Raw genomic sequence first — 26,348 nt, 5'->3', positions numbered from 1 at the left:
GCGGAGTCAGCTGTTGTCGATGAAACGGTCGAGGACCCGGACGCCGAACTTCAGGCCGTCGACCGGCACCCGCTCGTCCACGCCGTGGAACATGCCCGCGAAATCCAGCTCCGGGGGGAGCTTCAGCGGGGCGAAACCGAAGCAGCGGATGCCCAGGTCGTCGAAGGACTTGGCGTCCGTACCGCCGGAGAGCATGTACGGGACGGCGCGGGCGATCGGGTCCTCCGCCTTGAGCGCGATCTGCATCGCGTCCACCAGGGAGCCGTCGAAGTCGGTTTCGAGGGCCTTGTCGCCGTGCACGTCCTCGCGCTTGACGCGCGGGCCGAGGATCCGGTCGAGGTCGGTCAGGAACTCCTGCTCGTACCCCGGCAGGAAGCGGCCGTCGACGTGGGCGGTGGCCTGTCCCGGGATCACGTTCACCTTGTAGCCCGCGCCCAGCATGGTGGGGGCTGCGGAGTTGCGCAGGGTGGCCCCGACCATCTTGGCGATGCCGCCCAGCTTGGCCAGCGTGGCGTCCATGTCCTCGGGGTCCAGCGGGGTGCCGAGCGCGTCGGACAGCTCGTCCAGGAAGGACCGCACGGTCTTGGTCACCCGTACCGGCCACTTGTGCCGTCCGAGCCGCCCGACCGCCTCGCACAGCTCGGTGATCGCGTTGTCGTCGTTGGTCATGGACCCGTGACCGGCCGTGCCGTCCACGGTCAGCCGCATCCAGTGCATGCCCTTCTGCGCGGTCTCCACGAGGTAGAGGCGCAGGTTCTCGTTGACCGTGAAGGAGAAGCCGCCGACCTCGCCGATCGCCTCCGTGACGCCCTCGAACAGGCCGGGGTGCTTGTCGACGAGATACCGGGCCCCGTAGGTGCCGCCCGCCTCCTCGTCCGCGAGGAAGGCGAGCACGATGTCCCGCGGGGGCTTGCGGCCGCTGCGCATCCGCTCGCGCACGACCGCGAGGGTCATCGCGTCCATGTCCTTCATGTCGACCGCGCCCCGGCCCCACACACAGCCGTCCGCGATCTCCCCGGAGAAGGGGTGGTGCGTCCAGTCGTGGGCGTTCGCCGGCACGACGTCCGTGTGGCCGTGGATCAGCAGCGCCGGCTTGGAGGAGTCCTCGCCCTCGATCCGCGCCACCGTGGAGGCACGGCCCTTGTGGGACTCGAAGATCTGCGGCTCAAGCCCGACCTCCGCGAGCTTCTCGGCGACGTACTCGGCGGCCAGCCGCTCACCCGGCCCCGAGTGGTCCCCGTAGTTGCTGGTGTCGATCCGGATCAGGTCACGACAGAGGTCCACGACCTCATTCTCGGCGGTCTCACCCGAGCCCGTCCGGGCCGTTTTGGTCTCGCTCACGCTGGTTCCTTCCACTGTCGCTGTGGTGCTCCCCCTCATCCTCCCGCGCCCGGCCCGCACACCCAAGGCCCCCCACCCCTCGTCATCCGCCCTTCACACAGACCGGGCCGTGATCGAGCACCTCCCAATGTTTGCTATGGTTTTCCACGTCGGAACGGGCAAGGGCCCGCGAGACAGACACCTTGTCCGGGTGGCGGAATGGCAGACGCGCTAGCTTGAGGTGCTAGTGCCCTTTATCGGGCGTGGGGGTTCAAGTCCCCCCTCGGACACCATGGTCAACTGACCAAATGAAGCCGGTCAAAGCGACACTTTGTCGCTTTGACCGGCTTTGTTGTTGTGCAGAACGTGATGAGCAGGCGCGGGCGTCGACCCGGGCGCGCCAGGTCTGTGGGAGCTCGCGCTCAGATCAACCGCTGCTGCCAGTCCTCGGGTACCGCTCCGGCCGGGCGGGGGTCCGTCAGCTGCGGTGCTCCGGGTTGGGGGCGTCGAAGCGGCAGCCGGCGTTCCACTCGGGGCGCTGGTTGCCGTACACGGGGATGCCTCCGGCGTGTTTCAGGAGGGCGGCGAGGTGCATGAGGTTCCAGGCCGCGAAGGTGGTGTTCCGGTTGGTGAAGTCGTTCTCGGGGCCGCCGGAGCCGGGATCGAGGTAGCTGGGTCCTGGGCCCGCCTCGCCGATCCAGCCCGCGTCGGCCTGCGGGGGGATGGCGTAGCCGATGTGCTGAAGGCTGTAGAGGATGTTCATGGCGCAGTGCTTGAGGCCGTCCTCGTTGCCGGTGATCAGACAGCCGCCGACCCGCCCGTAGTAGGCGGACTGGCCCGCGTCGTTGAGTTCGGCCGAGTTGGAGTAGAGCCGTTCGATGACGTGCTTCATCACGGAGCTGTTGTCACCGAGCCAGATCGGTCCGCAGAGCACCAGGATGTCGGCGGCCATCACCTTGGCGTGCAGACCTGGCCAGGCATCGGTGGCGGCGCCGTGCTCGGTCATGTCGGGCTGGACGCCGACCGCGAGGTCCCAGTCGACGGGGCGGATCACCTCTGTGCGCACGCCTGCCGCACGCATCACCGCGGTACTGCGGTCGATCACTCCCTCGGTATTGCTCGTCTCCGGTGACGGCTTGAGGGTGCAGTTGAGGTAGAGGGCGCGGAGGTCGTCGTAACGGGGCGCATTGGCGGACGGCACGGGTGCGGGTCCCTTCGCGGTGGCTGGTGACATCAGCCTGGAAGACCGGGAGGCGGAGGGCCATCGCAGTGCGGCGAACGCAGTACGCCCCCAGCGTCCCGCACCCCGCACCCGGCACCCGGCACCCGGCGCCCAGCGGATGCGGCCCCGGGCACTGGGCGCGAGAGTGGATCCACGTGTCCTCGGCCGTCCGGGTCGGGGCGGGCCTCCGGGAGGCACCTCCGATGGACTTGTTTCCTCCGCTGCCCAGGGAGTCCTGGGCCCCGACGAAGGAGACGCTGCACCGGTTCCTGCAAATCGTCGGAAAGGTACGGCTGGCGGCCAGCGTCCGGCGCAACCACTGGTGGAACGTCCCCTTCCACCTGACCGGAGACGGCATCACCACCCGGCCCAGCGGCCCGCTCGGCGACGGCACCGTGTTCACCGTCGACTTCGACTTCACCACCCACCGTCTCCGCGTTCTCACCCTCGCCGGGCGTCAGGTGTCGTTCCCCCTGATGGGCCTGTCAGTCGGTGACTTCTACCGCGAGTTCACCGGCGCGCTCGCCCACCTGGGCATCAGCACGCTCCCGGAGCACCCGTATCCCTTCGACCTGCCCGACGCCGCCCGGCCGTTCGCCGAGGACGACGAACACGCCGCGTACGATCCGGTCGCCGTGACCCGCTACTGGACCGTCCTCACCCAGGTCATGCTGGTCCTGGAGAAGTACGCGGCCGGATACTCCGGGAAGACCAGCCCTGTCCACCATTTCTGGCACACCTTCGACATCGCCGTCACCCGGTTCTCCGACCGGCACGTGACGCAAGGGCTGTCCGTCGATCCCGTGACCCGTGAGGCGTACTCGCGTGAGGTGATCAGCAGCGGTTTCTGGTTCGGTGACGAACGGTCCTACCCCGAACCCGCCTTCTACTCGTACACGGCGCCGGAACCCGACGAAATGCGGCGGCAGCCGCTGGAACCGGCAGCCGCGCGGTGGACGGAGAGCAACGGTTCGCACCTCGCCCTGCTGCCCTACGACGACGTGCGCACCGCACCCGACGCGCCCGCCGAGATCCTCCAGTTCTACGACACCGCGTACGCGGCCGGCGCGCGCTTGGCGGGCTGGCACACCGACCGGCTCTGCCCGGGGGGCGTGACCGACCCCCAGGCACCGGTCGCGGCACGTCCTCGGCCCGGAACGTGACCCGGGAATCAGCCGGCCATGGACGCGGCTCCGGTCGGCCGGCGCAGATCCGACCACGAAGCAGGGATGTGAAACATGTCCACTGAAGGCTTTCCCGCACCCGAGTCAGGAATGCTCCTCAGCTACTTCCTCAGCGTCGCCGACGTACCCCGCTCGCGTGCCTTCTACTCGGACGTCCTCGGCGGCGAGGTCGTCCTCGCCGAGAACCCCTGCACGGTCCGGCTGGCCAACAGCTGGATCATCATGAATCCCGGCGGCGGGCCCACCCCCGACAAGCCAGGCATCACCCTGCGTCCACCGCAGGACGTCACCAGCACATCCTGTTTCCTCAACATCCGGGTGGCGGACATCGAGGCCGTCTACCGCGACTGGGGCGCCAAGGGTGCTCAATTCATCACCGGACCGATCGACCGGAAGGCCGAGATCCGCTGTTACCTGCGCGATCCGGACGGCTACCTGATCGAGGTCGGTCAGGCCACCGGCATGCTGCACGGTGTCTACGCCGACCCGCCCCCCGGGCGGCCGAACCGCACCGAAGGCCCCTCAGTGTGAGTGTGCGCCGGCCGCGCAGCGCGACTCCTTCGGCCGATATGCGGGTTGGTGGTCACTCGCCGTCCGGTGGCCAGGTCGCCCGGTCACTGACGTGGTCGAATTCCGCCAGTTCGCGAGCGAGGACGTCGAAGTGGGTGAGCGGGGCCCACAGGCCGCGCTCACCGATGACGTAGAGGCGGCGCTTGGCGCGGCTCGCGGCCACGTTGAGCAGGTGCGGGCTGCCGGCCGCCCACTCGCGTGCTCCCCGACGGCCGCCGCCGAGCACGAGGACGACGACATCGGCTTCCTTGCCCTGTGCCCGGTGGACAGTGGCGCAGCGTTCGTCCAGGAGTTCAGCTGTCCAGCCTTCGCGGCCACGGCAGACCTTCTTGCACTCCGCGACGAGGGCGCGGAACGGGGCGATGACCCGGATGCGCTCGACGCCGACGCCGTGCCGCTCCAGGAGATCGAGGACGAACTCGAACGCACGACGGTCGCGTACGCCCCACGGGGAGTCGGCCGGGCGGGCGGGGTCATCGGTGTTGAGCCAGCGGCTGGGCAGCAGCCCGTCCCGTTCGCTGTCGGGGAACGCCTGCCGCGCCGTGCCGTGGACCATGAGGCCGCCGTACGCGACCTCATTGCTGACGGTGAACATCGGCTCCTCGCAACGGCGGTGGACACGTAGCGGTGAACCCACCCAGACGTGGCCGTCGTCGCTGTCCGGTGCCGGCAGGTAGGTGCCGTAGCGGTTGGTCCGGTCGGCCACGGCCTGGGCCGAGGTGGCCGAGGGCAGCCACCGCTCGTCGACGCCGTAGGCGCGCAGCAGCCTGCGCTGCAGAGCGGTGGGCATGGTGACGACGGGCTCCAGCTGGAGCGGATCGCCGACCAGCACGGCACGGCGGGCACGCCACAGCGCGCCCACGGCGGCCTGTGGCGTGGCCTGCCCGGCCTCGTCGACGAGCAGCCAGCCGATCGACTCCCGGCCGAGGCGCGCGAACATGCTGCCGACGGAGGAGAACGTGGTGGACACCACGGGCACCACGAGGAAGAGGGTCTGCCAGGCACGCTCGACCTCTTCGTCGGGCAGCGGCCCATTGGTTCCGGCCATCAGCTCCATGAGTACCTGGAGATTGCCTCGGACCTTCTGCGCGGCCCCGGCCACGAAGGCGCGGTGCAGGTCGAGAGCGCGCAGGAACAGGTCGCTGCGCGCGGTGGACCACGCCTCGTCCGACCAGGGGGAGCCGAGTTCCTGGACGGCCTCGTCGTCATGCTGCCAGCCGAGCGGCAGTGAGGGCAGGTCCGAAGCGGCCCGTCGCAACGCGTTGTGGCGCCGGTTGAGCTCGGTCATGGCGGCCCGCAGGTTACCCAGGGCTGTGTCGACGGCCTGCCGGGCCTGCCGCAGGGCGGTGTCCGCCGCGATCTGCCGGGCGTGCGCGGTCCGCTCTCGCGCGCGGGCGGTGGTGAGACCGGCGGCCGCCTCGTCGGCTGCGGAGGCGGACTGCGAGATCCGGCCCACGGCCAGGGACTCGGCGTGAACGGCCGCGGCGACCTGCGCCATGGAGTCGTCGAGGGCGGCGCGGTGCTGGACGAGCAGTTCCGTGATCTCGGCCTGGGTACGCTCCTGCCGGCGTTGGGCGGCCTGCCGGTCGGCAGAGCTCTGCAGGAGGCGCCGCAGCCCGCCTCGCAGGCCCGGCTCGACGGTCTGTGGTGCGTCCTGGCGGGAAGTGAGCGCGGTGACGTAGTCGCGGTGGTGGGCGGCCAGTTCGCGGGCGGCCGACACATCCGCGCGGGCGGCGCCCAGCTCCTGCCGGGCTCGTGGCACGTGCTCGGTGGCCGCCCGGTGCCGGGCCTCGGCGGCCTCGGTGGCGCTCCGGGCTTCTTCGGTGACGGCGGCGGCCCGCTCCACGGCGTCCGTCGCGGCGGTGACCTGCCGGTCCGCGCGGGGTACGGCGGCTTCCAGGTCCGCGATCCGCTGCCCGGCCGAGGGGGAGTCGACGGCTGCCAGTTCCGAGGCCAGGTGGGCACGCTCCGCACGCAGGCGTTCCACCTCGTCCCGGGCGGCGCGGAACGCGGTGACGGCGTCGGACCACGACGGCACAGGCTCGGCGGGTCCGGCCGGTCCGGCGGGTGCGCCGCCTGCCGCCGAGGCGGCGGGGCGCCGGCTGCCGGGCGGAGTTCTCGGCGGAATCCAGTCACTCAGAACGGCCCGCATACCGCGCAGTGGTGGCCGTCCTTCCTCGGAACGGGCGGCGGCCTCCCGCTCGGGCAGCCGGCCCCACCAGAACCGGTCGCCGAACTCCTTGCGGTTGGTCTTGTTCCCGAGCACCGCCGCGACCAGCCCCCACGCGGGGCCGCCGAGGAGGGCCGAGGCGAGGTCGGAGAAATGGTCGGGGCCGCCGTGCCAGTGCTCATCGAGCGCGCTGATGCCGGGCAGTTCGGCGGTGATGTTCTCGACCGCACCGTTGTTGGAGGACGCGACCACGATCTCGAATCCGGTCAGCCGGGGGTCGAGCCGCGACACGAACCGCGGGTGCGTGCCCTGGCGGTCCCTGCCCCGCCACGCCGGGCCGGCAAAGGCCTGTCCGGGCCGGTCGAACGTGGCCAGCACCGCCGCCCGCTCGACCACCAGCGCGGCGACCAGGTCACGCAGCATCGTCGTCTTGCCCGTGCCGGGCGGACCGTTCACGGAGAACATCCCGCCCCCGGTGCCCGCACGGTCGGCGAGCATTCGGTCGACCGCGAACTGCTGGCTCAGCGCGAGCGGGAACCGCGCCGGTGAGGGCCACCGCCCCGACGGAACCAGCTCCGGATCCACACCTGCCAGGACGGCTCCGCGCTCCTGGCGCACATCCGTCCGCCTCCCCACGGCAAGGGCATCGTGCTCGGTCAGATACGCGTCCAGAGCCGGGCCGATCCCCTTGCCGACCGCCCCTGCCACCCGGTCGAGATCAGGCGGAAGCAGGCTGTTCAGGAAAGGGGCCGCGGCGGACACCTTCGCCTGCGGGTCCTTGGGCCGGTGGACGAGCCTGCTGCGCACCCGGACCGCTCGGGGCCGCAGTCGGTCCCGCACCCCGCACAGGTCGGCGATCTGCGCGGTGAGGGCAACGAGATCGGCGAGCCCGAGCGCACGGGGGCCGGACCCGCCCCGGGACGCCTCCGGCGTGGTCCCGGAGTCGACCGGCGCCGGCCCGGGGGCGATTCCGGCGCTCTCCGGATCCCCGGGCTCCCCTTCGCCCGCTACGCGCCGGCGGGCCGCTGCCCAGTCGGCGGCGCGGCTCACCAGAGGTTCGGCCGCGCCCTGCAGGGCGGCGCCGGCGACCTCACCGAACAGGGCCTCGACCGCGCCGACGGCGGCGCCGCCGAGGATTTCGCCGAGCAGCCGCTGCCAGCTCGGGCGGTCGGAGCAATCCTGGGCGGCGCCGGGCCGCTGCTCGCGCCTCGTGCCGGGGGGCTGGGCGGCGGAGCCGTAGGGAATCGTGGTGGCTGTCAGTTCGTCGATCGCCGTGCCGAACGCGTCGTCGAGGTCCTCGAATCCGTCCAGCCAGCCCCGCGCGGAGGGTCCCGGATCGAAGAGCCGGCCGGTCGCCCAGGCGCAGGCGGAGATCACGGACGTGTCCTCGACCGGTCGCCCCTCGTCGTCCAGGATCAGGGCGAACATGGCGCTCTCGCCCGCCAGCGTCAGCTCGGACTGCGGCACACCGGGATCCGGATCGGTCCCCGCGGGCAGTACCGCGATCATGGCCTGCCGGAGCAGCTCCAGTTCGAAGACCCCGCAGTAGACCTCATGACGCCACATCCGGCCGCGGGGTGCCCGGCGCGCGCCTGTGTCCGGATGGTCGCCGTCCCACGGCAGGAGCGCCGGTACCTGTCCCGGCAGCGGCGTCAGATCGACGATGTACTCGTCGCTCGGCCCGGACCGTGCGGCGGAGCGCCGTCGGGGCAGTGCCGGAATGCTCGGCGGACCGAACAGCTCGATGGCTCGCCAGCACTCCAGCAGTGCTTCCCGGCGGTGGTCCCGCCCCTGTCGGCTCCGCACCCCCTGCCCCCCGTCACACGCGCGGCCCCCGGCCACTCCCATTCGCTGATCGGCTGTCGGTCGAATCTACCGGACCCCAGAAGGGCAGGTCCCGGCATGTTGTGGCGCGGGCAGCAGAGCGACGCGGCCGCACCTCACCCGTTCCGGCGACTCAGCCGACGTTCAGGGAGCCGCCCAGGAGGGGCAGCAGCCGGTCCCAGTGGCGCCGCAGCCCCGAGGCGCTGAACGCGTCGGTGTCGGACATGGTGAATCCGTGGACGGTGCCCGGGTAGATCTCGGAGGTGAAGCCGGCTCCCGCGGCGTCCAGGGACCGGTTCAGCTCGTCCAGTTCCTCGGGCGTGATGTCGCCCTCGGCGTGGCCGAGGTGGACCTGGGCTGCGACCGTGGAGAAGAGTTTCGGACCGTCGGCGCCCACGGGGGCGTGGAACGCGGCGACGGCGGCCACCTCGTCCGGGTGGGCCGCGGCGGTACGCATCGCGAGCAGGCCGCCTATGCAGTATCCGGTCACGCCGACCGGGCCGTCACTCACCTCGGGGCGGCCGGTGAGGAACCCCAGGTAGGCATCGGCGTCGCTGCGGGCGCGTTCGGCGGTGTGCGCTCCGATCAGGGGCATCACCTGGGCCATGATCCCCGGCCGGGCCTCTTCACCGATGTGCTCGGGAAGTCCGATGACCGGCGTGGGGCCGTGCCGGTAGAAGACGTTGGGGACGAGCACGTAGTACCCGTGTCCGGCCAGTTCGACCGCCATGTCCCGCAGCACGGGCCTGATGCCGAAGCCGTCCGGGTACATCAGCACCCCGGGGTGCCGCCGGTCGCTGTCGGGGAAGGCGGCGAAGGCGTCGGCCAGGCCGTCCGGGGTGGGGATCCGGAGCATTGTGGTGAGCATGGGTTCTCCTGTCGTGGTTGACGTGTCGAGCGGTGAGCGGCACGACAGGAGGCGGGGCCCGCGCGGCAGCGCCGGGTCCCCGGTCGGACAGCGGGCCGGCGGCGGCCCGTACGGCGCTCAGAGGAGCGCCGGGTAACCGATCCGTGTGTGGCGCGAGGCCGTCCCGGTAGTCATGGTCACGCAGCCTAGTCGACGCCCCTTGTCGAGTTGTCGAGACCGTTCACGGCTCTGCTGAGACGGTTCACGCCTCGCCGATGACGACGTAGCATCGGGCGTTCGCGATGATCTTCGTGGTTCGCAAGTCGCAAGTTCGCAAGGGGGAATTGCCATGGTCAGCGGGGGCAGACGGCGGGTCGCGGTCTGGGCCGGCGTCGTCGCCGGCGCGGTGCTGGTGTCCGGCACCGGGCTGTGGGCGACGGACAGTTGGCCGTTCCGCGCTTCCTACTGCTGGGGCGCGTGGGAGCAGAACAGCGGCGCGTCGTTCCTCGGCGACGAAGCGCTCGGCAAGTCCGGCTCCGAGCGGCGGGCCACCGAGTCCGCGCCGCCCTCGGCCGGCCGGCCGCACGGCACCTGCACTCTGGCGGTGACCTCGGAGGTCGAGGACAGCGACTCGGACGAGCCGCTCACCTTCAAGGAGCAGATCACCCTGGAGTACGGGCCGGTGCCCGAGGGCGCCAAGGAGCGCCGGGACTGGATAGCCCAGTACTTCCACGGTTCGGCCTCGCCGCTCCCGGACGGGCTCGACGGGCTGGCCGCCGCCGACCGGGCCATGCTGGTGCTGCCCGCGGAGTGCGACGCGGACGGACGGCCGTCGGCTGTGACGATCCGGAGCGAGAGCACGGGCGACGGCCACCTCGGCAAGGTGGCCATGCCGTTCGCGATCGGCAACACCGCCGAGGTCGGACGGATGCTGCTCGACGCCGCCAACACCACGATGAAGAAGGCCGGTTGCGCACCGGGCAAACCGCTGCGCACGACGTCGCCCCTGGTGACGGTGGCGGAGGACGACGAGCGGGCGGGGAATCCGCTGTGCCGGATACCCGGGATGTCCTTCGACTTCGGTCAGGGTTCGCGCTACCAGCAGCAGGTGGGCGCGGTCACCGACCGGCTCCAGACCTGTTCGGTGGTGTGGCAGACGCCGCGGGCGCCCGACGAGCCGTCGGCGCAGTATGTGATGGCCCGCCGGCCGCGCCTGATCGCACTCTTCGACGGCCTGCCCGCCGGCTCGTCCCACGGTCTGCTCCGCACCACCTGCGGTGGACGTCCGACGGTGTTCTACGGACACGTCGACACCGGTCTCCAGGACCGGGGCAGACCCAGCGACCGGCGGGTGTTCGACCGCTTCGCGGAGTCCGTCGGCAAGCGCATCGGCTGCGGGGACGGTGAGGACGCGTGAGCGAGGACCAGCACGTGCCGGTCGAGGACGCCGAGAACTCTGCGAGTCCTGAGAGCCCTGCGATTTCTGAGAGCCCCGAGACCTTTGAGAGCCCTGCGAGCGCCGGGGACGTTGGCAGCGGACGTCCGTCCTTCGTGCGCCGCCTCCTCAGGAGCCGTACCGCCCGTGCGGTCACCGCCGCCGGACTGGCCGGCGCGCTGCTCGGCGCAGGTGCGGTCGCCTGGCGCACCGATGCCCTGCCGCTGCTCGGGCCCGCTCCCTGCTGGGACTCGCTCGGGGACGCCAGTGTGTCCGGGCTCTTCGGGGACCGCAGGATCGAGGTCGACGAACAGTCGCTGGGCAACGCCCGGGAGGGTGACGGCCTGTCGTACGGGCAGTGCCGTATCACCAGTTTCAAGGACGACCGCGCCCTGCGTCAGGTGACCGTCAACGTGCACCAGTTGGACGGGCTGCGGGGAACCGACTCGACGCGCTGGCCCCAGGAGTTCCTGGCGGCCGGCATGGTGTCGCTGGGCGAGGAACTCCCCGGGATGGTGTCCGCGTCACGCGGCTGGCTGGCGCTGCCGCAGGGCTGTACGGGGCGCGGCGACTTCTCCGGGCCCACCGTGGTGGAGATCGGCATGGGACGGGCGGGCCTCGACTTCTCTTCGGACCTCGCGACGGAGGACCGGGCCGCCCTCACCGATGCCCTGGTGGACGCCACCAACGGGGTCATCCGGTCCTTCGGCTGCTCGGGCAGCTACCCGTCACCGCGCGCGCTGCCGTCCGTCGACACCTGGCAGGACACCGACGCGGCCGCGCTCTGCGGCACCAAGGGGTTCGTCCTGCCGAAGGCGTACCGCAAGGAGCTGCCCCGCACCAGGATCGGTGCGGGCGGCGTCGGGCCGGCCCGGATCTGCGAGGTCGGCAGCGACGACCGGGAGCAGGTGGTGCGGATGACGACGGTGGTGGACCCGGCGCTGGCCGAAATCTTCTCCTCGGACTCGCTGCGGTCCGGTGCCTCCGTCAAGGGCACCACGGGGTACGGAAAGACGACCGGTGGCCGGGCGGTGTACCGGGCGTCCTGCCAGACCGGTCCCGTGGTGTTCGTGGTGGAACAGCTGCGGCAGACAGCGAAGGGCGGCTTCACACTCACGGATGAGCTGCTGCCGGGCTATGTCGCGGCGGAGGCGGAGCGCATCGGCTGCGGCCCCCAGAAGCTGACGCTCCCGTCCGCCTGAGAGACGGCATGCCGGACGGGCCCCGTCGGCGCGCGGGGCCCGTCCGCTGTGGAAGGATTCTCCGCACCATGAGAACCAGCACCCGGGCGCCGGGCGGCCCCCGGTGAGGGGGCGCTCGAAGCCGCCGCCGTCGCCGTTGCCGCAGCGCGACGGGATCGATCCGGTCCGGGTGCGGCTCCCCGACGACCCCGGCGAGCGGTGGCCCACGGTGCGTGATCATCTGCTGGAGCGGTTCGGCGGCGCGATCGGCGCGGACCGGCTCGACGCCATGCTCGCGGCCGGCCGGTTCGTCTCGGCGCGGGGCCCGGTGACGGGCCGGGAGCCGTACGCGGCGGGCCGGTACCTCTGGTTCCACCGGGACTTCGCGCCGGAGGAGCCGGTGCCGTTCCCGGTCGGTGTCGTGCACCGGGACGAGCACCTGGTCGTCGCGGACAAGCCGCACTTCCTGGCGACGACGCCGCGCGGCCGGCACATCACCCAGACGGCGGTGGCCCGGCTCCGCCGCGAGCTGGGCCTCCCCCTGCTCCAGCCGGCGCACCGGCTGGACCGGCTGACGGCGGGGCTCGTGCTCTTCGTCGTGCGGCCGGAGGAACGGGGCGCCTACCAGACGCTGTTCCGGGACCGGCTGGTGCGCAAGGAGTACGAGGCGGTGGCGCCGTACGACGCGCGGCTCGCCTTCCCGCGCACCGTGCGCAGCCTCATCGTCAAGGAGCGCGGGGTGATCGCCGCCCGCGAGGAGCCGGGCGAGCCGAACAGCGAGAGCCGGATCGAGCTGCTGGAGCACCGGGAGGACCTCGGGCGCTACCGGTTGCTGCCGGCCACCGGGCGGACGCATCAGCTGCGGGTCCACATGAACAGCCTGGGGCTGCCGCTCGTCCACGACCCGGTCTATCCCGTGGTCGAGGCGGAGGGGGCGCCGGACGACTGGTCGCGCCCGCTCCAACTGCTGGCGAAAGTGCTGGAGTTCACCGATCCGGTCACGGGAGAGCCGCGCCGCTTCGAGAGCGGGCTGCGGCTCTCCGCGTGGCCGAGGGGGTGAATCTTCCGGGCTCAGTGGCCACGGGGGATGTATCTCCCGGGCTCAGTGGCCGCGGGCGATCCATTCGTCCAGGTGCGGGGCCTCCGCACCGATGGTCGTGGAGTCGCCGTGCCCGGTGTGGACAGCGGTGTCCGGGTCCAGGGCGAGCAGCCGGTCCCTGATCGAGGCGACGATCGTCGGGAAGTGGGAGAACGACCGGCCGGTGGCGCCGGGCCCGCCCTGGAAGAGCGTGTCACCGGTGAAGACGGTGGACAGTCCGGGGGCGTACAGGCAGACGGCGCCCGGGGCGTGTCCCGGTGTGTGCAGCACCTTGAGGACCGTACCGGCGATCGTCAGCTCCTGTCCGTCGGCCAGTTCGCCGTCGGGGGCCCGGTCCGGGTGGGTCTGCTTCCACAGCGGCAGGTCGTCGGGGTGCAGCAGGACCGGTGCGCCGGTGGCGTCCGCGAGCGCCGGGGCCGCGTCGATGTGGTCGTTGTGCGCGTGGGTGCAGATGATGGCGCGCAGCGTACGGCCGTTCAGCGCGGCCTCGATGGCGGCGGCGTCGTGGGCGGCGTCGATGACGACCGCCTCCGTGTCGTCACCGACGATCCAGACGTTGTTGTCGACGTCCCATTCGCCGCCGTCCAGGGCGAAGGTGCCGGAGGTGACCAGGTGGTCGATGCGGGCGGTCATCAGAGCACCACCACCGAGCGCAGGACGTCGCCGTCGTGCATCCGGCCGAAGGCCTGCTCGATGTCGCCGAGTCCGATGGTCTCGGTGACGAACGCGCCGAGGTCGATCCGGCCCTGCTGGTGGAGGTCGATGAGCATCGGGAAGTCGCGCGAGGGCAGGCAGTCGCCGTACCAGGAGGACTTGAGCGAGCCGCCCCGGCCGAAGACGTCCAGGAGCGGGAGTTCGAGCTGCATCTCCGGGGTCGGGACACCGACCAGGACGACGGTGCCGGCGAGGTCGCGGGCGTAGAACGCCTGCTTGTACGTCTCCGGGCGGCCGACCGCCTCGATGACGACGTCGGCGCCGTTGCCGTCGGTGAGGGCGCGGATGGCCTCGACCGGGTCCTGGGCGCGGGAGTTGACGGAGTGCGTGGCACCCATCTTCTTCGCCGTCTCCAGCTTGCGGTCGTCGATGTCCACCGCGATGATCTTCGCCGCTCCGGCGAGCCGGGCCCCGGCGATCGCCGCGTCACCGACGCCGCCGCAGCCGATGACGGCGACCGAGTCGCCCCGGCCGACCTGACCGGTGTTGATGGCGGCGCCGATGCCCGCCATCACGCCGCAGCCGAGGAGTCCGGCGACGGCCGGGGCGACCTCGGGGTCGACCTTGGTGCACTGGCCGGAGGCGACCAGGGTCTTCTCCGCGAAGGCGCCGATGCCGAGTGCGGGTGACAGCTCCGTGCCGTCCAGCAGGGTCATCTTCTGCTTGGCGTTGTGGGTGTCGAAGCAGTACCAGGGGCGGCCGCGCAGACAGGCGCGGCACTGTCCGCACACCGCGCGCCAGTTGAGTACGACGAAGTCGCCCGGTGCGACGTCCGTGACGCCCTCCCCGACGGACTCCACGACACCTGCGGCCTCATGGCCGAGGAGGAAGGGGAACTCGTCGTTGATGCCGCCCTGTTTGTAGTGCAGATCGGTGTGGCACACGCCGCACGCCTGGATCTTCACGACGGCCTCGCCGGGGCCGGGGTCCGGGATGACGATCGTCTCGACCCGTACCGGCTCGTTCTTTCCCGGTGCGATGACCCCTTGTACGTGCTGCGCCATTCCCGTGGTCTCCCTTTCCCGACTTTCACTGAGATCGATCACCGACAACCGTATCCCCGCGGGGGTGCCCGGCGGGGCCGTCCGGTCAGGGCGCGAGTACGTCCAGCTCGTGCAGGGCGCCCACGGCGATCTCCTTCGTCAGCCGCTCCGCCTGCGCGGCGTCGCCCTCGCGCACCGCTTCGGCGAGCCGGACGTGGAGGGTGACGGCCGCCGGGTCGGGGTCCTCGAACATCACCTGGTGGTGGGTGCGTCCCGCCAGGACCTCCGCGACCACGTCCCCGAGGCGGGCGAACATCTCGTTGCCGGAGGCGTTGAGGACGATGCGGTGGAAGGCGATGTCGTGTTCCAGATACCCCTCCAGCTGCTGGCCGCGCGAGGTGGCGACCATGCCGAGGGCCCGTTCGGTGAGCTGTGCGCACTGCTCCGGGGTGGCGTGCCGGGCGGCGAGCGAGGCGGCGACGGGCTCGATGGCCGAGCGCAGCACCGTCAGTGAGCGCAGCTGGCGCGGCCGGTCGGCGCCGGCCAGCCGCCACCGGATGACCTGCGGGTCGTAGACGTTCCACTCCTCGGTCGGCCGCACGGTCACGCCGACCCGGCGCCGGGACTCGACCAGGTGCATGGACTCCAGGACGCGGACGACCTCCCGTACGACCGTGCGGGAGACGTCGAAGCGCCGGGCCAGCTCGTCGGTGCGCAGCACCTGGCCGGGCGGGTGCTCTCCCGCGGCGATCTCCAGGCCCAGGGTGTCCAGCACATGCGTATGCAGCCCCTGGGCAGGTGTGGTCATGGATCAAGGGTACGGGGCACCCCTCGGGAACATTAAGTACGACGTTTATGTCACAGCATCTTGAATAAGTCGTACGTATGGGTTTCAGTAGCGCGACGGCCCGATGTCGAGGAAGACATCGAAGAGAACAGCGAGGCACCGTAATGAGCACCCCCCACGTCGTCGTGGTGATGGGCGTCGCAGGGACCGGCAAGACCACGATCGGCCCCCTGCTCGCCGCCGCACTGGGCGTTCCGTACGCCGAGGGCGACGACTTCCATCCCCCGGCGAACATCGCCAAGATGTCGGCCGGAACTCCGCTGGAGGACGCCGACCGGTGGCCCTGGCTCGACGCGATCGGCCAGTGGGCACACGGCCGGGCCGGGCTCGGCGGCGTGGTCAGCAGCTCGGCGCTGAAGCGGGCCTACCGGGACCGGCTGCGCGCGGAGGCCCCCGGTGCCGTGTTCCTCCATCTGACCGGCGACCGGTCCCTGATCGAGGAACGGATGGCGGACCGCAAGGGCCACTTCATGCCGACCGCGCTCCTCGACTCGCAGTACGCCACCCTCCAGCCCCTGGAGGACGACGAGGCCGGGGCCGCCGTGGATGTGGCCGGCACGCCCGAGGAAATCACCCAGCGAGCCGTCGCCGCGCTGCGCCGGCTCGAAGACTAAGGATCATCACCGTGACCAGTCTCAGCGTCGAGACGCTGGCAGCGGACGCCGTCGAACCGATCACCTCGGCCGGCAACGCCCAGTTGGGCATCGCCGTCCTGGCGGGCATCGCCGTCATCGTCCTGCTCATCACCAAGTTCAAGATGCACGCGTTCCTCGCGCTCACCATCGGCTCGCTGGCGCTCGGTTCGTTCGCCGGCGCCGCGCCGGAGAAGACGATCGCGAGCTTCACCGCGGGCCTCGGCTCGACCGTCGCGGGCGTCGGTGTCCTCATCGCGCTCGGCGCGATCCTGGGCAAGCTGCTCGCGGACTCCGGCGGTGCGGACCAGATCGTCGACACCATCCTCGCGCGCACGAGCAAGCGGGCCATGCCCTGGGCGATGGTCCTGATCGCCTCGATCATCGGCCTGCCGCTGTTCTTCGAGGTCGGGATCGTGCTGATGATCCCGGTGGTGCTGCTCGTCGCCAAGCGCGGCAACTACTCCCTGATGCGGATCGGCATCCCGGCCCTGGCCGGCCTCTCCGTGATGCACGGGCTCATCCCCCCGCACCCGGGGCCGCTGGTGGCGATCGACGCGCTCGGCGCCAACCTCGGCGTCACGCTGGCCCTCGGTGTGCTGGTCGCGATCCCGACGGTGATCCTCGCGGGTCCGGTCTTCTCGCGCTACGCCGCCCGCTGGGTGGACATCAAGGCACCGGAGAAGATGATCCCGCAGCGCCCCTCCGAGGAGCTGGACCGCCGGCCCAGCTTCGGCGCCACGCTGGCGACGATCCTGCTGCCCGTCGTCCTGATGCTGGTCAAGGCGCTCGTGGACATCGTCGTGGACGACCCCGAGCAGGGTCTCCAGCGGGTGACCGACGTGATCGGCTCGCCGCTGATCGCACTGCTGGCGGCCGTCATCGTCGCCATGTTCACGCTGGGCCGGGCGGCCGGGTTCACCAAGGGCCGGCTCTCCTCCACCGTCGAGAAGTCCCTCGCCCCGATCGCCGGGGTGCTGCTGATCGTCGGCGCGGGCGGCGGGTTCAAGCAGACCCTGATCGACGCCGGCGTGGGCCAGATGATCCTGGACTTCTCCGAGAGCTGGTCGATCCCCGCGCTGCTGCTCGGCTGGCTGATCGCGGTGGCGATCCGGCTCGCGACCGGCTCCGCGACCGTCGCCACCATCTCTGCGGCCGGTCTGGTCGCCCCGCTGGCGGACGGCATGTCGACGTCCCACGTCGCGCTGCTGGTGCTGGCGGTGGGCGCGGGCTCGCTCTTCTTCAGCCATGTCAACGACGCCGGGTTCTGGCTGGTGAAGGAGTACTTCGGGATGGACGTCGGCCAGACGGTGAAGACCTGGTCGGTCATGGAGACCATCATCTCCGTGGTCTCACTGGTCTTCATCCTGCTGCTGTCGCTGATCCTCTAGCGGCTCCTCCGGCACCCGCCACAGCGGGTGCTCATGGCGGGCCCACTCCCGCCCCACCGACCCGGAGCGCATGCCGCGGCGTGCCTCCGGGTCGGCGTACGCCATCGCGATGTGACCGGCCAGGACGATACCGACCGCCAGGGCCAGCCAGTCATGGACGAAGGTGGCCCCGGTCCGCCACATCAGCGGGGCCAGCCCGGTGAACCACATCAGCAGCCCGGTCCCGGCCATCACCAGCACCGCACCCGCGATCCAGGCGGCGTACAGCTTCTGTCCGGCGTTGAACTTCCCGGCGGGCCGCGACTCCGGCCGCCGGTCCCGTCGGCGCACCGCCCGCAGCCACTGCCGGTCGTGCGGCCCGAAGCGGTTGAGCCGGCCCAGATCGGCGCGCAGGGACCGCGCCAGCAGCCCCGACAGCAGCGGTACGGGAATGAGCAGCCCGGACCACTCGTGGACGGTGACCACCAGATGGCGGCGGCCGACGAGTTCGGCGAACTGCGGCACGTACAGGCAGGCGGCCGACGCCACGCACACCAGCATCAGTGCCGCGGTGGTGCGGTGCACCCAGCGCACCGGCCGGGCGAACCGACGTACCCGGCCGGACCCCTCAGGCCGTGGGGGCGTCGTCACGGCCGTTGGACCGGCCGACCCAGGCATCGACGTCATAGCCGAGCTCCTCCCAGTATCCGGGGCGTACGGAGTCCGTGACGGTGATCCCGGAGAGCCATTTCGCCGACTTGTAGAAGTACATCGGGGCCACGTAGAGCCGGACCGGGCCGCCGTGGGAGTGGGGCACCGGCTTGTCCTGCATGCGCAGGGCGACCAGCACGTCGGCGCGGCGGGCCTGGGCGAGGGTGAGGCTCTCGCTGTAGGTGCCGTCGAAGCAGGTGAAACGGATCGCCTTCGCGCCCGCCCTGACCCCCGCCGCGTCCAGCAGCGCCGAGAGCCGTACCCCCTCGAAGGGGGTCTCCGGCACCCGCCAGCCGGTGACGCACTGGACGTCCCGCACCATCCGGGTCTGCGGCAGCGCCTTCAGGGCGTCCAGGGTGTACGTGGCCGGGTGGTCGACCATCCCGTCGACGGTCAGCCGGTAGTCGGCCGCGCCCTTCGACGGTACGGAGGAGGCCACCGAGTAGTACCGGAAGCCGCCGCCGTTGGGCAGCAGGCCGGTCAGCCCGGTGGGGTCCTTGTCCGCGACCGCGCCGAGGCCCGATTCCAGGGTCCGTTGCAGGACCGGGGCGGCGACGAGACCGGCGGCGCCGAGGCCGAGCATCGTCAGGACCAGGCGGCGGCCGACGGGGGTGCCGGTGGCATCCGGATCGGGTCCGGGCGGCGCCGGATCGGGGCTGTCGCCGGGAGGGGAACTGTTCACTCCTCGATTCGAGCACTCCGCGCCGCCGGACGCCAGGGGCTGCGCGGGCACGTCACCGACCCGTCAGAATCTCCGCGCGGCGGGCGCGGGACGGATGCCAGACTTGCGCCATGCCGAACCGCGAAGCGCTCAAACCCTTCCTGCTCGCCTTCCCCGGCCCGCTGCGCGACCAGTTGGTCGCCGCGGTCCTGGACGGGCGCAAGGTGTCGACCTCCGGCCTGCTCGTGGAGTACGAGATCGAGAAGGAGGAGCTGCCTCCGGTCGGTGAGCGGTCCGCCCTCATCGACTCGGACGGCCAGGAGATCGCGGTGCTCGAAGTGACCGAGGTGCGGGTGCTGCGGCTCTCCGACGTCGGCCTCCAGCACGCGCTGGACGAGGGCGAGGGCTACGCGTCGGTCGCGGAGTGGCGGGCGGGCCACGAGCGGTTCTGGCACAGCGAGGAGATGCGGGACGCGCTCGGAGACCCGGAGTTCACCGTGGACGACGACACGATGATCGTCGCTGAGCGGTTCCGGGTCGTCGAGCGCATCGGTCCCGACGCCCCGCGCGGCTGAACGGCCTCACCCCGCCCCGGCCTCGGTCCTCTTCTCCCGGCCCGCGCCCTTCACGAGGCCCAGCCGGCGCCGGAACGTGAGCAGCCGGGGGTGGCGCTCGTGCAGGTCTGCGGAACGGCGGTCGAGTTCCTGGCCCAGCCGCTCGGCGCGCTTCTCGATGTCCAGCTCGTCCAGGATGCGGTCCACCTCTGCGAGCAGGGCCCCGTGCAGCTGCCACTTCCTGGGGTGTTCCTGGACGGCGGCCAGCAGCATGTCCGCCACCAGGTCGCGGGTGGCCCGGCTGGTGGTGAGCGCGTCGGCGAGCCGGTCCTCGGCCTCCTCCCCGCTGGCGGCCATCGGGGTGGTGATGAGCACCGAGAAGCTTTCGATGGCCCCCGCCATCTGTTCGAACAGTTCCGTGATGTGGGCGGCGACCTCGGCGGGGAACTGCGGTTCGTCGCCCCGGTCCTTGGCGAGGTCGGTCAGCGTCCTGGACAGCACCCGGACGACGACCGCGCAGATCTCCAGCGTGTCCAGTCCGGTGCGCAGCACCACGCGGTGCAGCAGCCCCTGCCGCACCCTCGGGTTGTACATCAGGCTTTCCTCGGCCTGCCGCAGGGAGGCGTCCACCTCCACGATGTCGTGGTCCAGACGGCGGGCCCGGTGCAGCCGGTCGGCCGCCTCCGCCACGGTCACCGGACGGGCGAGGTCGCTTCCCAGGTCGCGGAACATCTGCCCCATCTCGCCGGCCAGTCCGTCAATGGACGTGCCCGCGGTCTGCACCCACACGGGCGGCGCGAACAGCAGGTTGAACAGCAGGCCCACACCGGCGCCGATCAGCGTCTCGTACACGCGTTCCCACGCCATGCTGGACCGCGCGGTCTGCGAGGTGACGCCGAGGACCAGCATGGCGCTGATCGCCACCTCGGGGACGAACTCGTCGACGCGGACCAGTCTGCCGATGATCAACGCGGTGAAGATGGTCAGTCCCAGGCTCCACCAGGAAATGCCGACCAGGGCACTGAAACCGCTCGCGATGAGGACGCCGACGATGACGGCCACCACACGTTTGACCGACATGTTGACGGTGGCGTAGAGGGTGACCTGGACGACGAGCAGCGCGGTCAGCGGCGCGGTCAGGGGTGCGGGTTCGGTCAGCGTCGCGGTCGCCACGGCATAGGCGATCACCGCCGCGCCCGTGGAGCGCAGGGTCTGCGCCGCCACGGGCTCCGTGGTGCGCCGGACAAGATTGATGACGGGTTCGGCTACTCCTGGCATCTTCTTACCGTGCCCGGATTCGGTGCCCGCGCACGGTCCCGGGCACCGAACCCCACCGGACGGACGCGCGAACGCCGCGCGCGGAGCCCTGCGTGACAGCCGTCAGCCGACCGCCTGGGCCGCCGCCCGTCCGGCGGCCCGGCCGGAGAAGATGCAGCCGCCGAGGAAGGTGCCCTCCAGCGAGCGGTAGCCGTGCACCCCGCCGCCGCCGAAGCCGGCCGCCTCGCCGGCCGCGTAGACCCCGGCCAGCGGGGAGCCGTCCGGGGTGAGGACCCGGGAGGAGAGGTCCGTCTCCAGGCCGCCGAGCGATTTGCGGGTGAGGATGTTCAGCCGTACGGCGATCAGCGGCCCGGCCTCGGGGTCGAGGATGCGGTGCGGCGCGGCGGTCCGGATCAGCTTGTCACCCAGGTAGGCGCGGGCGCCCCGGATCGCGGTGATCTGGAGGTCCTTGGTGAAGGGGTTGGCGATCTCGCGGTCGCGGGCGGTGATCTCGCGGCGCAGCTCTTCCTCGTCGATGAGCCCGTCTCCGGTGAGGGCGTTCATGCCGCGCACCAGGGCGCCGAGGTCGTTCTCGACGACGAAGTCCGCTCCGTTGTCCATGAACGCCTTCACCGGTCCTGGCACGTCCGCGCGCGCCCGGCCGATCACGCCCCGGACCGACTTGCCGGTCAGGTCGGGGTTCTGCTCGGAGCCGGAGAGCGCGAACTCCTTGCCGATGATCTTCCGGTCCAGCACGAACCAGGTGTAGTCGTGGCCGGTGCGCATGATGTGTTCGAGGGTGCCGAGCGTGTCGAAGCCGGGGAAGAGCGGGACGGGCAGCCGCTTGCCCCTGGCGTCCAGCCAGAGCGAGGACGGTCCGGGCAGGATGCGGATGGCGTGCTTGGCCCAGATCGGGTTCCAGTTCTCGATGCCCTCGGTGTAGTGCCACATCCGGTCGCGGTTGATGTGGTGGGCGCCCGCCTCCTCCGTGATCCCGAGCATCAGCCCGTCCACATGGGCGGGTACTCCGGAGAGCATCTTTTCGGGCGGGGTGCCGAGCCGCTGCGGCCACTGCCTGCGCACCAGGTCGTGGTTGCCGCCTATGCCGCCGGAGGTGACGATCACCGCCTGGGCCCGCAGTTCGAAGCTCCCGGTCGCCTCCCGGCTGCTCGCGGTCCCGCGCGCCGCGCCGCTCGGCTCCAGGATCTCGCCGCTGACGGTGTCGACGGCGCCCCCGGTGCGGCCGAGACCGGTGACCCGGTGGCGGAAGCGGAAGGTGACCAGGCCCTTGGCGACGCCCTCGCGGACCCGGCGCTCGAACGGGGCGACGACACCGGGCCCGGTGCCCCAGGTGATGTGGAAGCGGGGGACGGAGTTGCCGTGGCCGTTCGCGTCGTACCCGCCGCGCTCGGCCCAGCCGACGACGGGGAAGAACCGCATGCCCTGCCGGTGCAGCCAGGAGCGCTTCTCACCGGCGGCGAAGTCGACGTACGCCTCGGCCCACTTGCGCGGCCAGTGGTCCTCCTCGCGGTCGAAGCCCGCCGTGCCCAGCCAGTCCTGGAGGGCCAGTTCATGGCTGTCCTTGATCCGCATCCGGCGCTGTTCGGGTGAGTCGACGAGGAAGAGACCGCCGAAGGACCAGTGCGCCTGGCCGCCGAGCGACTGCTCCGGCTCCTGGTCGAGCAGGATCACCGAGCGGCCCGCGTCGACCAGCTCGGCGGTGGCGACAAGACCGGCGAGTCCCGCCCCGATCACGATCACATCAGCGTCGTACGCCATGGGTTCCATCCTTGTCGGGGCGATCCGGACCCGGTCCGGCGGAAGGCCGCACCTGCCCGTGAGGTTCCTCGCGAAGTTACTGGTGCGTCAGATCTTCGGTACCGGCCGCCCCGGCGTCAACCGCCCGGTCGGCCGCGCTACGGGCGCACCCGTGGCGCCCAGGCGCTATCGTCGGAAACAATTCACTCTCTTCCGGCCTGACTTGGGGTAGAGAAGCGTGTCGGTGCTGGTTCTCGTACTCGCCGTGAGCGCGGCCTGCTGTCTGGGCTTCGGCTTCGTGCTGCAGCAGGCCGCCGCCAGACACGCCCCGAAGAGCGACTATCTGTCGTTCCGGCTGCTGCTGGACCTGATGCGGGTACGCAGCTGGCTCGCGGGTATCGGCCTGATGGTCTGCGGCATGGTGCTGGGCGCGCTGGCCCTGGGCAAGGGCGAGGTCTCCGTCGTCGAACCGCTGCTGGCCACCAATCTGCTCTTCGCGATGACCCTGTCCCGCCACCGCACCGGCCAGCGCCTGGGCCGGCAGGGCTGGGCCGGGCTCTGGCTGCTCGCGTGCGGGGTCGCGGCGTTCCTGCTGGCGGGCGAGCCGAAGGGCGGCTCTGCGGTGTCGAGCCCGCTGCGGCACTGGCTGGTGATCGGCGTGGTGGCGGGCATCGCCCTGGCGCTCACCATGTACGCGGCGCGCTCGCGCTCCGTGGCGGCCCCGGCGCTCCTCGCGGTGGCGGCCGGGCTGCTGTACGGACTCCAGGACGCGCTCACCCGGGTCAGCGGCCAGCTGATCGGGGACGACGGCTGGGCGGCGCTGGTGATGAGCTGGCAGCCGTACGCGGTGCTGGTCCTGGGGGTGACGGGGCTGCTCCTGGTGCAGAGCGCGTTCGAGACCGGACCGCTGCGGATGTCGCTGCCCGCGCTGACCGCGGCCCAGCCGCTGGCCGGGATCGCCTGTGGCATCGGCTTCCTCGGCGACCAGGTGCGCACCGATACCGGCGCGCTGGCCTGGCAGGCGGCCGGGCTCGCGGCGATCGTGACCGGGATCGTGCTGCTGGGGCTGCATCCGGCGATGCCGGAGGGACCGGTGGGCGGCCGGCGCACCAAGACCCTTGAGCCGCGCTGAAACCGGTCCGTACGCGTCCGCACTCGCCCCGTAGCGCCGGTGTCCCCTTTCTCACAGACGCGCGGCCGCCCTGTCCTGGCAATTAATAATGGCCAGCATTACAGTTGCCGTATGGCGCGAACGTCAGGACAAGAGACCAGGGACAAGCTGATCCGCGCGGCCGAGGAGATCTTCGCCGCGCAGGGCACGGACGGCGCCCAGCTGCGGGACATCGTCCGGCTGGCGGGCCAGAGCAATCCGTCGGCGGTCCAGTACCACTTCGGTTCCCGCGCCGGGCTGCTCGACGCCGTGATGGCCGGCCGCCAGGCCCGTACGGAGCAGGTGGTGGCACCGCTGCTCGACGAGCTGGCCGCCGACTGCGGCGTACGGGAGCTGCTCACCGCGCTGGTGGCGGCGGAGGCGAGCCTGCTCAGCGACGACCGGGGCCGGCGCTGTCTGCGGATCTCGGCCCAGCTGAGCCACGAAACCGGCCTGCGGACCGGCCGCCTCCACCCCGCCCTGGACGGCACCGCCTACGGCCGGCTGATCGGCCGGATCGGGGACCGGCTGGACCCGCTGCCGGAGCCGGTCCGGCTGGAGCGGCTCGATCTGGCACTCACCCTGATCGGCGCGGCGCTGGCCGACCGCGCCCGGCAGGGGCTCGACGGCACGGAGCCGCTGACCGGCCAGGGGCTTTTCCTGGCCGATCTCGTGGGGACCACCACCGCGTTCCTGCACGCCCCCGCGCCGCACGGCGCGTAAGGCACCGCACCACATGAACCACCCGCACCACATGAAGGACATGTCATGAGCGACAAGAACAACCTCAGTGACCGGACCGTCGTCATCACCGGCGCCGCCCGCGGCCTCGGGGCGGAGGCCGCACGCCTCGCCGTGGCCGGCGGCGCGAACGTCGTGATCACCGACGTACTCGACGAGGAGGGCGCGGCGACCGCCGCCGAGCTCGGCACGCAGGCCCGCTTCCTCCACCACGACGTCACCTCGGAGGAGGACTGGCAGCGCGTCGCCGCCTTCGCGCTCTCCGAGTTCGGCCGGATCGACGGACTGGTCAACAACGCCGGGGTCTCCACCGGGCAGCCGCTGGAGAGCGAGACGGTCGAGCACTTCCGCAAGGTCATCGACATCAACCTGACGGCCGTCTTCATCGGCATGAAGACGGTGATCCCGCTGATGAAGGAGAACGGCGGCGGCTCGATCGTCAACATCTCCTCGGCCGCCGGGCTGATGGGCCTGGCCCTGACCTCCAGCTACGGCGCGTCCAAGTGGGGTGTGCGCGGGCTGACGAAGGTCGGCGCGGTGGAGCTCGGCACGGCGAAGGTGCGGGTGAACTCGGTGCACCCCGGCATGGTCTACACGCCGATGACCGCCTCCGTCGGCATCCAGCAGGGCGACGGCAACTACCCCAACACCCCGATGGGCCGGGTCGGTGAGGCCGGCGAGATCGCCGAGGCCGTCGTCTTCCTGCTCTCGGACGCCGCCTCCTACATCACCGGCGCCGAGCTGGCCGTGGACGGCGGCTGGACCACCGGCCCGACCGTCAAGTACGTCATGGGCGAGTGATCGCGCCCGGGCGGCCTGCTGTTGGATGAGGTGCATGACACCTTCTGACGAGATCCTGGACATCGTCGACGAGAACGACGAGGTCGTCGGGCAGGCCACGCGCGGCGAGGCGACCGCGCGCGGCCTGCGCCACCGCTGCGCGTTCATCGAGGCCCGGGACGCGAACGGCCGGATCTTCGTACACCGCAGGACCGCCACCAAGCTGGTCTTCCCGTCCCACTACGACATGTTCGTCGGCGGGGTGGTCGGTGCGGGCGAGACGTACGACCAGGCGGCGCTGCGGGAGGCCGAGGAGGAGCTGGGTGTCACGGGGCTCCCCCGGCCCGAGCCGCTCTTCAAGTTCCTCTACGACGGCGACGAGCACAGCTGGTGGTCGTACGTGTACCGGGTCCGGTGCGAGCTGCCCGTGAAGCCGCAGGTGGAGGAGGTCGCCTGGCACACCTTCCTCACCGATGAGGAACTGGAGCGGCGGCTCGGCGACTGGCCGTGGGTGCCGGACGGCCTCGATGCCTACCGGCGGCTGCGGGCGTTCCGCGGAGCGCCCTGAACCGCCCCGCAGTGCGTACCGAAGCGGCAGATAAGGTCCGGACGTGAACGAATTCGTACAGAGCCTGCGGCTGTGGTTCGCGCCGCAGCGGATCCGCGAAGAGGGCGACACCCCGGACTACCGCTTCTCACTCGCCAACGAGCGGACCTTCCTCGCCTGGATCCGGACGGCTCTCGCGCTGATCGGCGGCGGTTTCGCGGTCGACCAGTTCCTGCCCGAGCTGTCCTGGGGCGTGCGCGCCGGTCTGGCGCTGGCGCTGCTCGCGGCCGGGGTGCTGTGCGCGCTGCGGGCCGTCAACCACTGGGTGCGGTGCGAGCGGGCGATGCGGCGCGGCGAGGACCTGCCGGTGTCCCGGTTCCCGACGCTGCTGAGTCTCGCGGTCGCGGTGGTGGCCGTGGCGATGGTGGTGGTGGTCCTGTTCGGCTGGGAGGGCCGGTGACCTCGGCCGGACGCGATCCGGGGCTCCAGCCGGAGCGGACCAGGCTGGCCTGGCGGCGCACCACGCTGTCCTGCACGGTGGTGGCGCTGCTGGCGGGCAAGCAGGCGCTGAACGGCGGGGCGAGCCCGGCGGGGATCGTCGCGCTGTCGCTGAGCGTGCTGGCCTGGCTGGGGTTCCTGCGGGTGGCCAACCGCCGGGTGCAGGGCATGGGCACCGCGCGTCCGAGGCCGCTGGGTGCGCGCGCCGCGCTGACGGCGGCGGCGTGCACGGTCGCGCTGGCCGTGTTCGCGGCCGCCATGCTGTTCTGATCCGGCCCGGCGGACACCGGTCC

At 71.5% G+C, this 26,348-nt stretch carries 25 protein-coding genes and 1 tRNA gene; 15 read left to right on the top strand and 11 right to left on the bottom strand.

Going from position 1 to position 26,348, the window contains the following annotated elements; genetic code table 11:
- Window positions 1–6: 6 nt before the first annotated feature.
- On the bottom strand, window positions 7–1,341 hold the full coding sequence (locus tag ACZ601_RS31940) for a M20/M25/M40 family metallo-hydrolase (protein WP_469544531.1): 1,335 nt from the start codon (window positions 1,339–1,341) through the stop codon (window positions 7–9).
- A gap of 184 nt (window positions 1,342–1,525) precedes the next feature.
- On the opposite strand from ACZ601_RS31940, the gene ACZ601_RS31935 reads away from it, so the two are divergent.
- A tRNA-Leu gene (locus ACZ601_RS31935) sits at window positions 1,526–1,613 on the top strand.
- Window positions 1,614–1,798: 185 nt separating this feature from the next.
- On the opposite strand, the gene ACZ601_RS31930 is transcribed toward ACZ601_RS31935, so the two are convergent.
- Window positions 1,799–2,521, bottom strand: a complete 723-nt coding sequence (locus ACZ601_RS31930; protein WP_440578592.1) for a flavodoxin family protein — start codon at window positions 2,519–2,521, stop codon at window positions 1,799–1,801.
- Window positions 2,522–2,745: 224 nt separating this feature from the next.
- Between ACZ601_RS31930 and ACZ601_RS31925 the strand changes: the two genes are divergently transcribed.
- The gene (locus ACZ601_RS31925; RefSeq protein ID WP_469544529.1) at window positions 2,746–3,705 is read left to right on the top strand and encodes a DUF5996 family protein; all 960 of its coding nucleotides are present in this window, start codon (window positions 2,746–2,748) and stop codon (window positions 3,703–3,705) included.
- 75 nt (window positions 3,706–3,780) lie between these two features.
- Window positions 3,781–4,257 (top strand): VOC family protein, encoded by a 477-nt coding sequence (locus ACZ601_RS31920; RefSeq protein WP_469544528.1) that lies wholly within the window; start codon window positions 3,781–3,783, stop codon window positions 4,255–4,257.
- Between the two features lie 52 nt (window positions 4,258–4,309).
- On the opposite strand, the gene ACZ601_RS31915 is transcribed toward ACZ601_RS31920, so the two are convergent.
- The gene (locus tag ACZ601_RS31915) at window positions 4,310–8,272 is read right to left on the bottom strand and encodes an AAA domain-containing protein (protein WP_469544526.1); all 3,963 of its coding nucleotides are present in this window, start codon (window positions 8,270–8,272) and stop codon (window positions 4,310–4,312) included.
- A 151-nt stretch (window positions 8,273–8,423) separates the two neighbouring features.
- Window positions 8,424–9,158 carry a dienelactone hydrolase family protein gene (locus ACZ601_RS31910; RefSeq protein ID WP_469544524.1) on the bottom strand — a complete coding sequence of 245 codons (735 nt, stop codon included), beginning with the start codon at window positions 9,156–9,158 and terminating at the stop codon, window positions 8,424–8,426.
- Window positions 9,159–9,486: 328 nt separating this feature from the next.
- Between ACZ601_RS31910 and ACZ601_RS31905 the strand changes: the two genes are divergently transcribed.
- From ACZ601_RS31905 to ACZ601_RS31895, 3 genes are all read left to right on the top strand, one after another.
- Window positions 9,487–10,554 carry a hypothetical protein gene (locus tag ACZ601_RS31905; protein WP_469544522.1) on the top strand — a complete coding sequence of 356 codons (1,068 nt, stop codon included), beginning with the start codon at window positions 9,487–9,489 and terminating at the stop codon, window positions 10,552–10,554.
- 134 nt (window positions 10,555–10,688) lie between these two features.
- Complete coding sequence (locus tag ACZ601_RS31900) at window positions 10,689–11,774, top strand: hypothetical protein (protein WP_469544520.1); 1,086 nt, start codon at window positions 10,689–10,691, stop codon at window positions 11,772–11,774.
- Window positions 11,775–11,877: 103 nt separating this feature from the next.
- Window positions 11,878–12,813 carry a pseudouridine synthase gene (locus ACZ601_RS31895; RefSeq protein WP_469544518.1) on the top strand — a complete coding sequence of 312 codons (936 nt, stop codon included), beginning with the start codon at window positions 11,878–11,880 and terminating at the stop codon, window positions 12,811–12,813.
- Window positions 12,814–12,855: 42 nt separating this feature from the next.
- On the opposite strand, the gene ACZ601_RS31890 is transcribed toward ACZ601_RS31895, so the two are convergent.
- The 3 genes from ACZ601_RS31890 to ACZ601_RS31880 all read right to left on the bottom strand — a co-directional run bounded on the left by ACZ601_RS31890 (window position 12,856) and on the right by ACZ601_RS31880 (window position 15,357).
- Window positions 12,856–13,485, bottom strand: a complete 630-nt coding sequence (locus tag ACZ601_RS31890; protein ID WP_469544516.1) for an MBL fold metallo-hydrolase — start codon at window positions 13,483–13,485, stop codon at window positions 12,856–12,858.
- The gene (locus ACZ601_RS31885; RefSeq protein ID WP_440573359.1) at window positions 13,485–14,570 is read right to left on the bottom strand and encodes an S-(hydroxymethyl)mycothiol dehydrogenase; all 1,086 of its coding nucleotides are present in this window, start codon (window positions 14,568–14,570) and stop codon (window positions 13,485–13,487) included. The genes ACZ601_RS31890 and ACZ601_RS31885 overlap by 1 nt, the downstream gene beginning before the upstream one ends.
- A gap of 85 nt (window positions 14,571–14,655) precedes the next feature.
- Window positions 14,656–15,357 carry a FadR/GntR family transcriptional regulator gene (locus ACZ601_RS31880; RefSeq protein WP_440573360.1) on the bottom strand — a complete coding sequence of 234 codons (702 nt, stop codon included), beginning with the start codon at window positions 15,355–15,357 and terminating at the stop codon, window positions 14,656–14,658.
- A 143-nt stretch (window positions 15,358–15,500) separates the two neighbouring features.
- Between ACZ601_RS31880 and ACZ601_RS31875 the strand changes: the two genes are divergently transcribed.
- Both ACZ601_RS31875 and ACZ601_RS31870 read left to right on the top strand, forming a co-directional pair.
- Window positions 15,501–16,010 (top strand): gluconokinase, encoded by a 510-nt coding sequence (locus ACZ601_RS31875; protein WP_469544513.1) that lies wholly within the window; start codon window positions 15,501–15,503, stop codon window positions 16,008–16,010.
- Between the two features lie 11 nt (window positions 16,011–16,021).
- On the top strand, window positions 16,022–17,419 hold the full coding sequence (locus tag ACZ601_RS31870; RefSeq protein WP_469544511.1) for a GntP family permease: 1,398 nt from the start codon (window positions 16,022–16,024) through the stop codon (window positions 17,417–17,419).
- On the opposite strand, the gene ACZ601_RS31865 is transcribed toward ACZ601_RS31870, so the two are convergent.
- Together ACZ601_RS31865 and ACZ601_RS31860 are read right to left on the bottom strand one after the other, a co-directional pair.
- Window positions 17,381–18,085: a cytochrome b/b6 domain-containing protein gene (locus tag ACZ601_RS31865; RefSeq protein ID WP_469544509.1), complete on the bottom strand. Its 705-nt coding sequence runs from the start codon at window positions 18,083–18,085 to the stop codon at window positions 17,381–17,383. The two genes, ACZ601_RS31870 and ACZ601_RS31865, sit on opposite strands and share 39 nt — an antisense overlap.
- Window positions 18,027–18,791, bottom strand: coding sequence for a molybdopterin-dependent oxidoreductase (locus tag ACZ601_RS31860; protein ID WP_469544507.1), 765 nt, complete (start codon window positions 18,789–18,791; stop codon window positions 18,027–18,029). Before ACZ601_RS31860 ends, ACZ601_RS31865 begins: the two co-directional genes overlap by 59 nt.
- A gap of 110 nt (window positions 18,792–18,901) precedes the next feature.
- Here ACZ601_RS31860 and ACZ601_RS31855 point away from each other — a divergent pair, with 110 nt between their 5' ends.
- Window positions 18,902–19,345, top strand: a complete 444-nt coding sequence (locus ACZ601_RS31855) for an ASCH domain-containing protein (protein ID WP_469544505.1) — start codon at window positions 18,902–18,904, stop codon at window positions 19,343–19,345.
- Window positions 19,346–19,351: 6 nt separating this feature from the next.
- Here ACZ601_RS31855 and ACZ601_RS31850 read toward each other — a convergent pair whose 3' ends face one another.
- Both ACZ601_RS31850 and ACZ601_RS31845 read right to left on the bottom strand, forming a co-directional pair.
- Complete coding sequence (locus ACZ601_RS31850) at window positions 19,352–20,602, bottom strand: FUSC family protein (RefSeq protein WP_469544503.1); 1,251 nt, start codon at window positions 20,600–20,602, stop codon at window positions 19,352–19,354.
- Window positions 20,603–20,704: 102 nt separating this feature from the next.
- On the bottom strand, window positions 20,705–22,360 hold the full coding sequence (locus ACZ601_RS31845; protein WP_469544501.1) for an FAD-binding dehydrogenase: 1,656 nt from the start codon (window positions 22,358–22,360) through the stop codon (window positions 20,705–20,707).
- A 217-nt stretch (window positions 22,361–22,577) separates the two neighbouring features.
- On the opposite strand from ACZ601_RS31845, the gene ACZ601_RS31840 reads away from it, so the two are divergent.
- The 6 genes from ACZ601_RS31840 to ACZ601_RS31815 all read left to right on the top strand — a co-directional run bounded on the left by ACZ601_RS31840 (window position 22,578) and on the right by ACZ601_RS31815 (window position 26,325).
- Window positions 22,578–23,471 (top strand): DMT family transporter, encoded by an 894-nt coding sequence (locus ACZ601_RS31840; RefSeq protein ID WP_469544500.1) that lies wholly within the window; start codon window positions 22,578–22,580, stop codon window positions 23,469–23,471.
- 111 nt (window positions 23,472–23,582) lie between these two features.
- Window positions 23,583–24,212 carry a TetR/AcrR family transcriptional regulator gene (locus tag ACZ601_RS31835; RefSeq protein WP_469544498.1) on the top strand — a complete coding sequence of 210 codons (630 nt, stop codon included), beginning with the start codon at window positions 23,583–23,585 and terminating at the stop codon, window positions 24,210–24,212.
- Between the two features lie 45 nt (window positions 24,213–24,257).
- Window positions 24,258–25,031 (top strand): glucose 1-dehydrogenase, encoded by a 774-nt coding sequence (locus ACZ601_RS31830; RefSeq protein WP_469544496.1) that lies wholly within the window; start codon window positions 24,258–24,260, stop codon window positions 25,029–25,031.
- Window positions 25,032–25,065: 34 nt separating this feature from the next.
- Window positions 25,066–25,578: an NUDIX hydrolase gene (locus ACZ601_RS31825; RefSeq protein ID WP_469544494.1), complete on the top strand. Its 513-nt coding sequence runs from the start codon at window positions 25,066–25,068 to the stop codon at window positions 25,576–25,578.
- 43 nt (window positions 25,579–25,621) lie between these two features.
- Window positions 25,622–26,017, top strand: coding sequence for a YidH family protein (locus ACZ601_RS31820; RefSeq protein ID WP_123528100.1), 396 nt, complete (start codon window positions 25,622–25,624; stop codon window positions 26,015–26,017).
- Window positions 26,014–26,325: a DUF202 domain-containing protein gene (locus ACZ601_RS31815; protein ID WP_469544492.1), complete on the top strand. Its 312-nt coding sequence runs from the start codon at window positions 26,014–26,016 to the stop codon at window positions 26,323–26,325. The genes ACZ601_RS31820 and ACZ601_RS31815 overlap by 4 nt, the downstream gene beginning before the upstream one ends.
- Window positions 26,326–26,348 lie beyond the last annotated feature (23 nt).

The organism is Streptomyces sp. NPDC104307 (genome assembly GCF_055584045.1).
This window is presented reverse-complemented; position numbering and strand designations above follow the sequence as displayed.

What these genes read in the sequence shown, in the direction of transcription:
- ACZ601_RS31850 (WP_469544503.1), bottom strand. Translation starts at nt 20,602, where the DNA reads ATGCCAGGAGTAGCCGAACCCGTCATCAATCTTGTCCGGCGCACCACG.
- ACZ601_RS31875 (WP_469544513.1), top strand. Translation starts at nt 15,501, where the DNA reads ATGAGCACCCCCCACGTCGTCGTGGTGATGGGCGTCGCAGGGACCGGC.
- ACZ601_RS31885 (WP_440573359.1), bottom strand. Translation starts at nt 14,570, where the DNA reads ATGGCGCAGCACGTACAAGGGGTCATCGCACCGGGAAAGAACGAGCCG.
- ACZ601_RS31920 (WP_469544528.1), top strand. Translation starts at nt 3,781, where the DNA reads ATGTCCACTGAAGGCTTTCCCGCACCCGAGTCAGGAATGCTCCTCAGC.
- ACZ601_RS31925 (WP_469544529.1), top strand. Translation starts at nt 2,746, where the DNA reads ATGGACTTGTTTCCTCCGCTGCCCAGGGAGTCCTGGGCCCCGACGAAG.
- ACZ601_RS31830 (WP_469544496.1), top strand. Translation starts at nt 24,258, where the DNA reads ATGAGCGACAAGAACAACCTCAGTGACCGGACCGTCGTCATCACCGGC.
- ACZ601_RS31825 (WP_469544494.1), top strand. Translation starts at nt 25,066, where the DNA reads ATGACACCTTCTGACGAGATCCTGGACATCGTCGACGAGAACGACGAG.
- ACZ601_RS31890 (WP_469544516.1), bottom strand. Translation starts at nt 13,485, where the DNA reads ATGACCGCCCGCATCGACCACCTGGTCACCTCCGGCACCTTCGCCCTG.
- ACZ601_RS31855 (WP_469544505.1), top strand. Translation starts at nt 18,902, where the DNA reads ATGCCGAACCGCGAAGCGCTCAAACCCTTCCTGCTCGCCTTCCCCGGC.
- ACZ601_RS31865 (WP_469544509.1), bottom strand. Translation starts at nt 18,085, where the DNA reads ATGACGTCGATGCCTGGGTCGGCCGGTCCAACGGCCGTGACGACGCCC.
- ACZ601_RS31910 (WP_469544524.1), bottom strand. Translation starts at nt 9,158, where the DNA reads ATGCTCACCACAATGCTCCGGATCCCCACCCCGGACGGCCTGGCCGAC.
- ACZ601_RS31835 (WP_469544498.1), top strand. Translation starts at nt 23,583, where the DNA reads ATGGCGCGAACGTCAGGACAAGAGACCAGGGACAAGCTGATCCGCGCG.
- ACZ601_RS31880 (WP_440573360.1), bottom strand. Translation starts at nt 15,357, where the DNA reads ATGACCACACCTGCCCAGGGGCTGCATACGCATGTGCTGGACACCCTG.
- ACZ601_RS31905 (WP_469544522.1), top strand. Translation starts at nt 9,487, where the DNA reads ATGGTCAGCGGGGGCAGACGGCGGGTCGCGGTCTGGGCCGGCGTCGTC.
- ACZ601_RS31845 (WP_469544501.1), bottom strand. Translation starts at nt 22,360, where the DNA reads ATGGCGTACGACGCTGATGTGATCGTGATCGGGGCGGGACTCGCCGGT.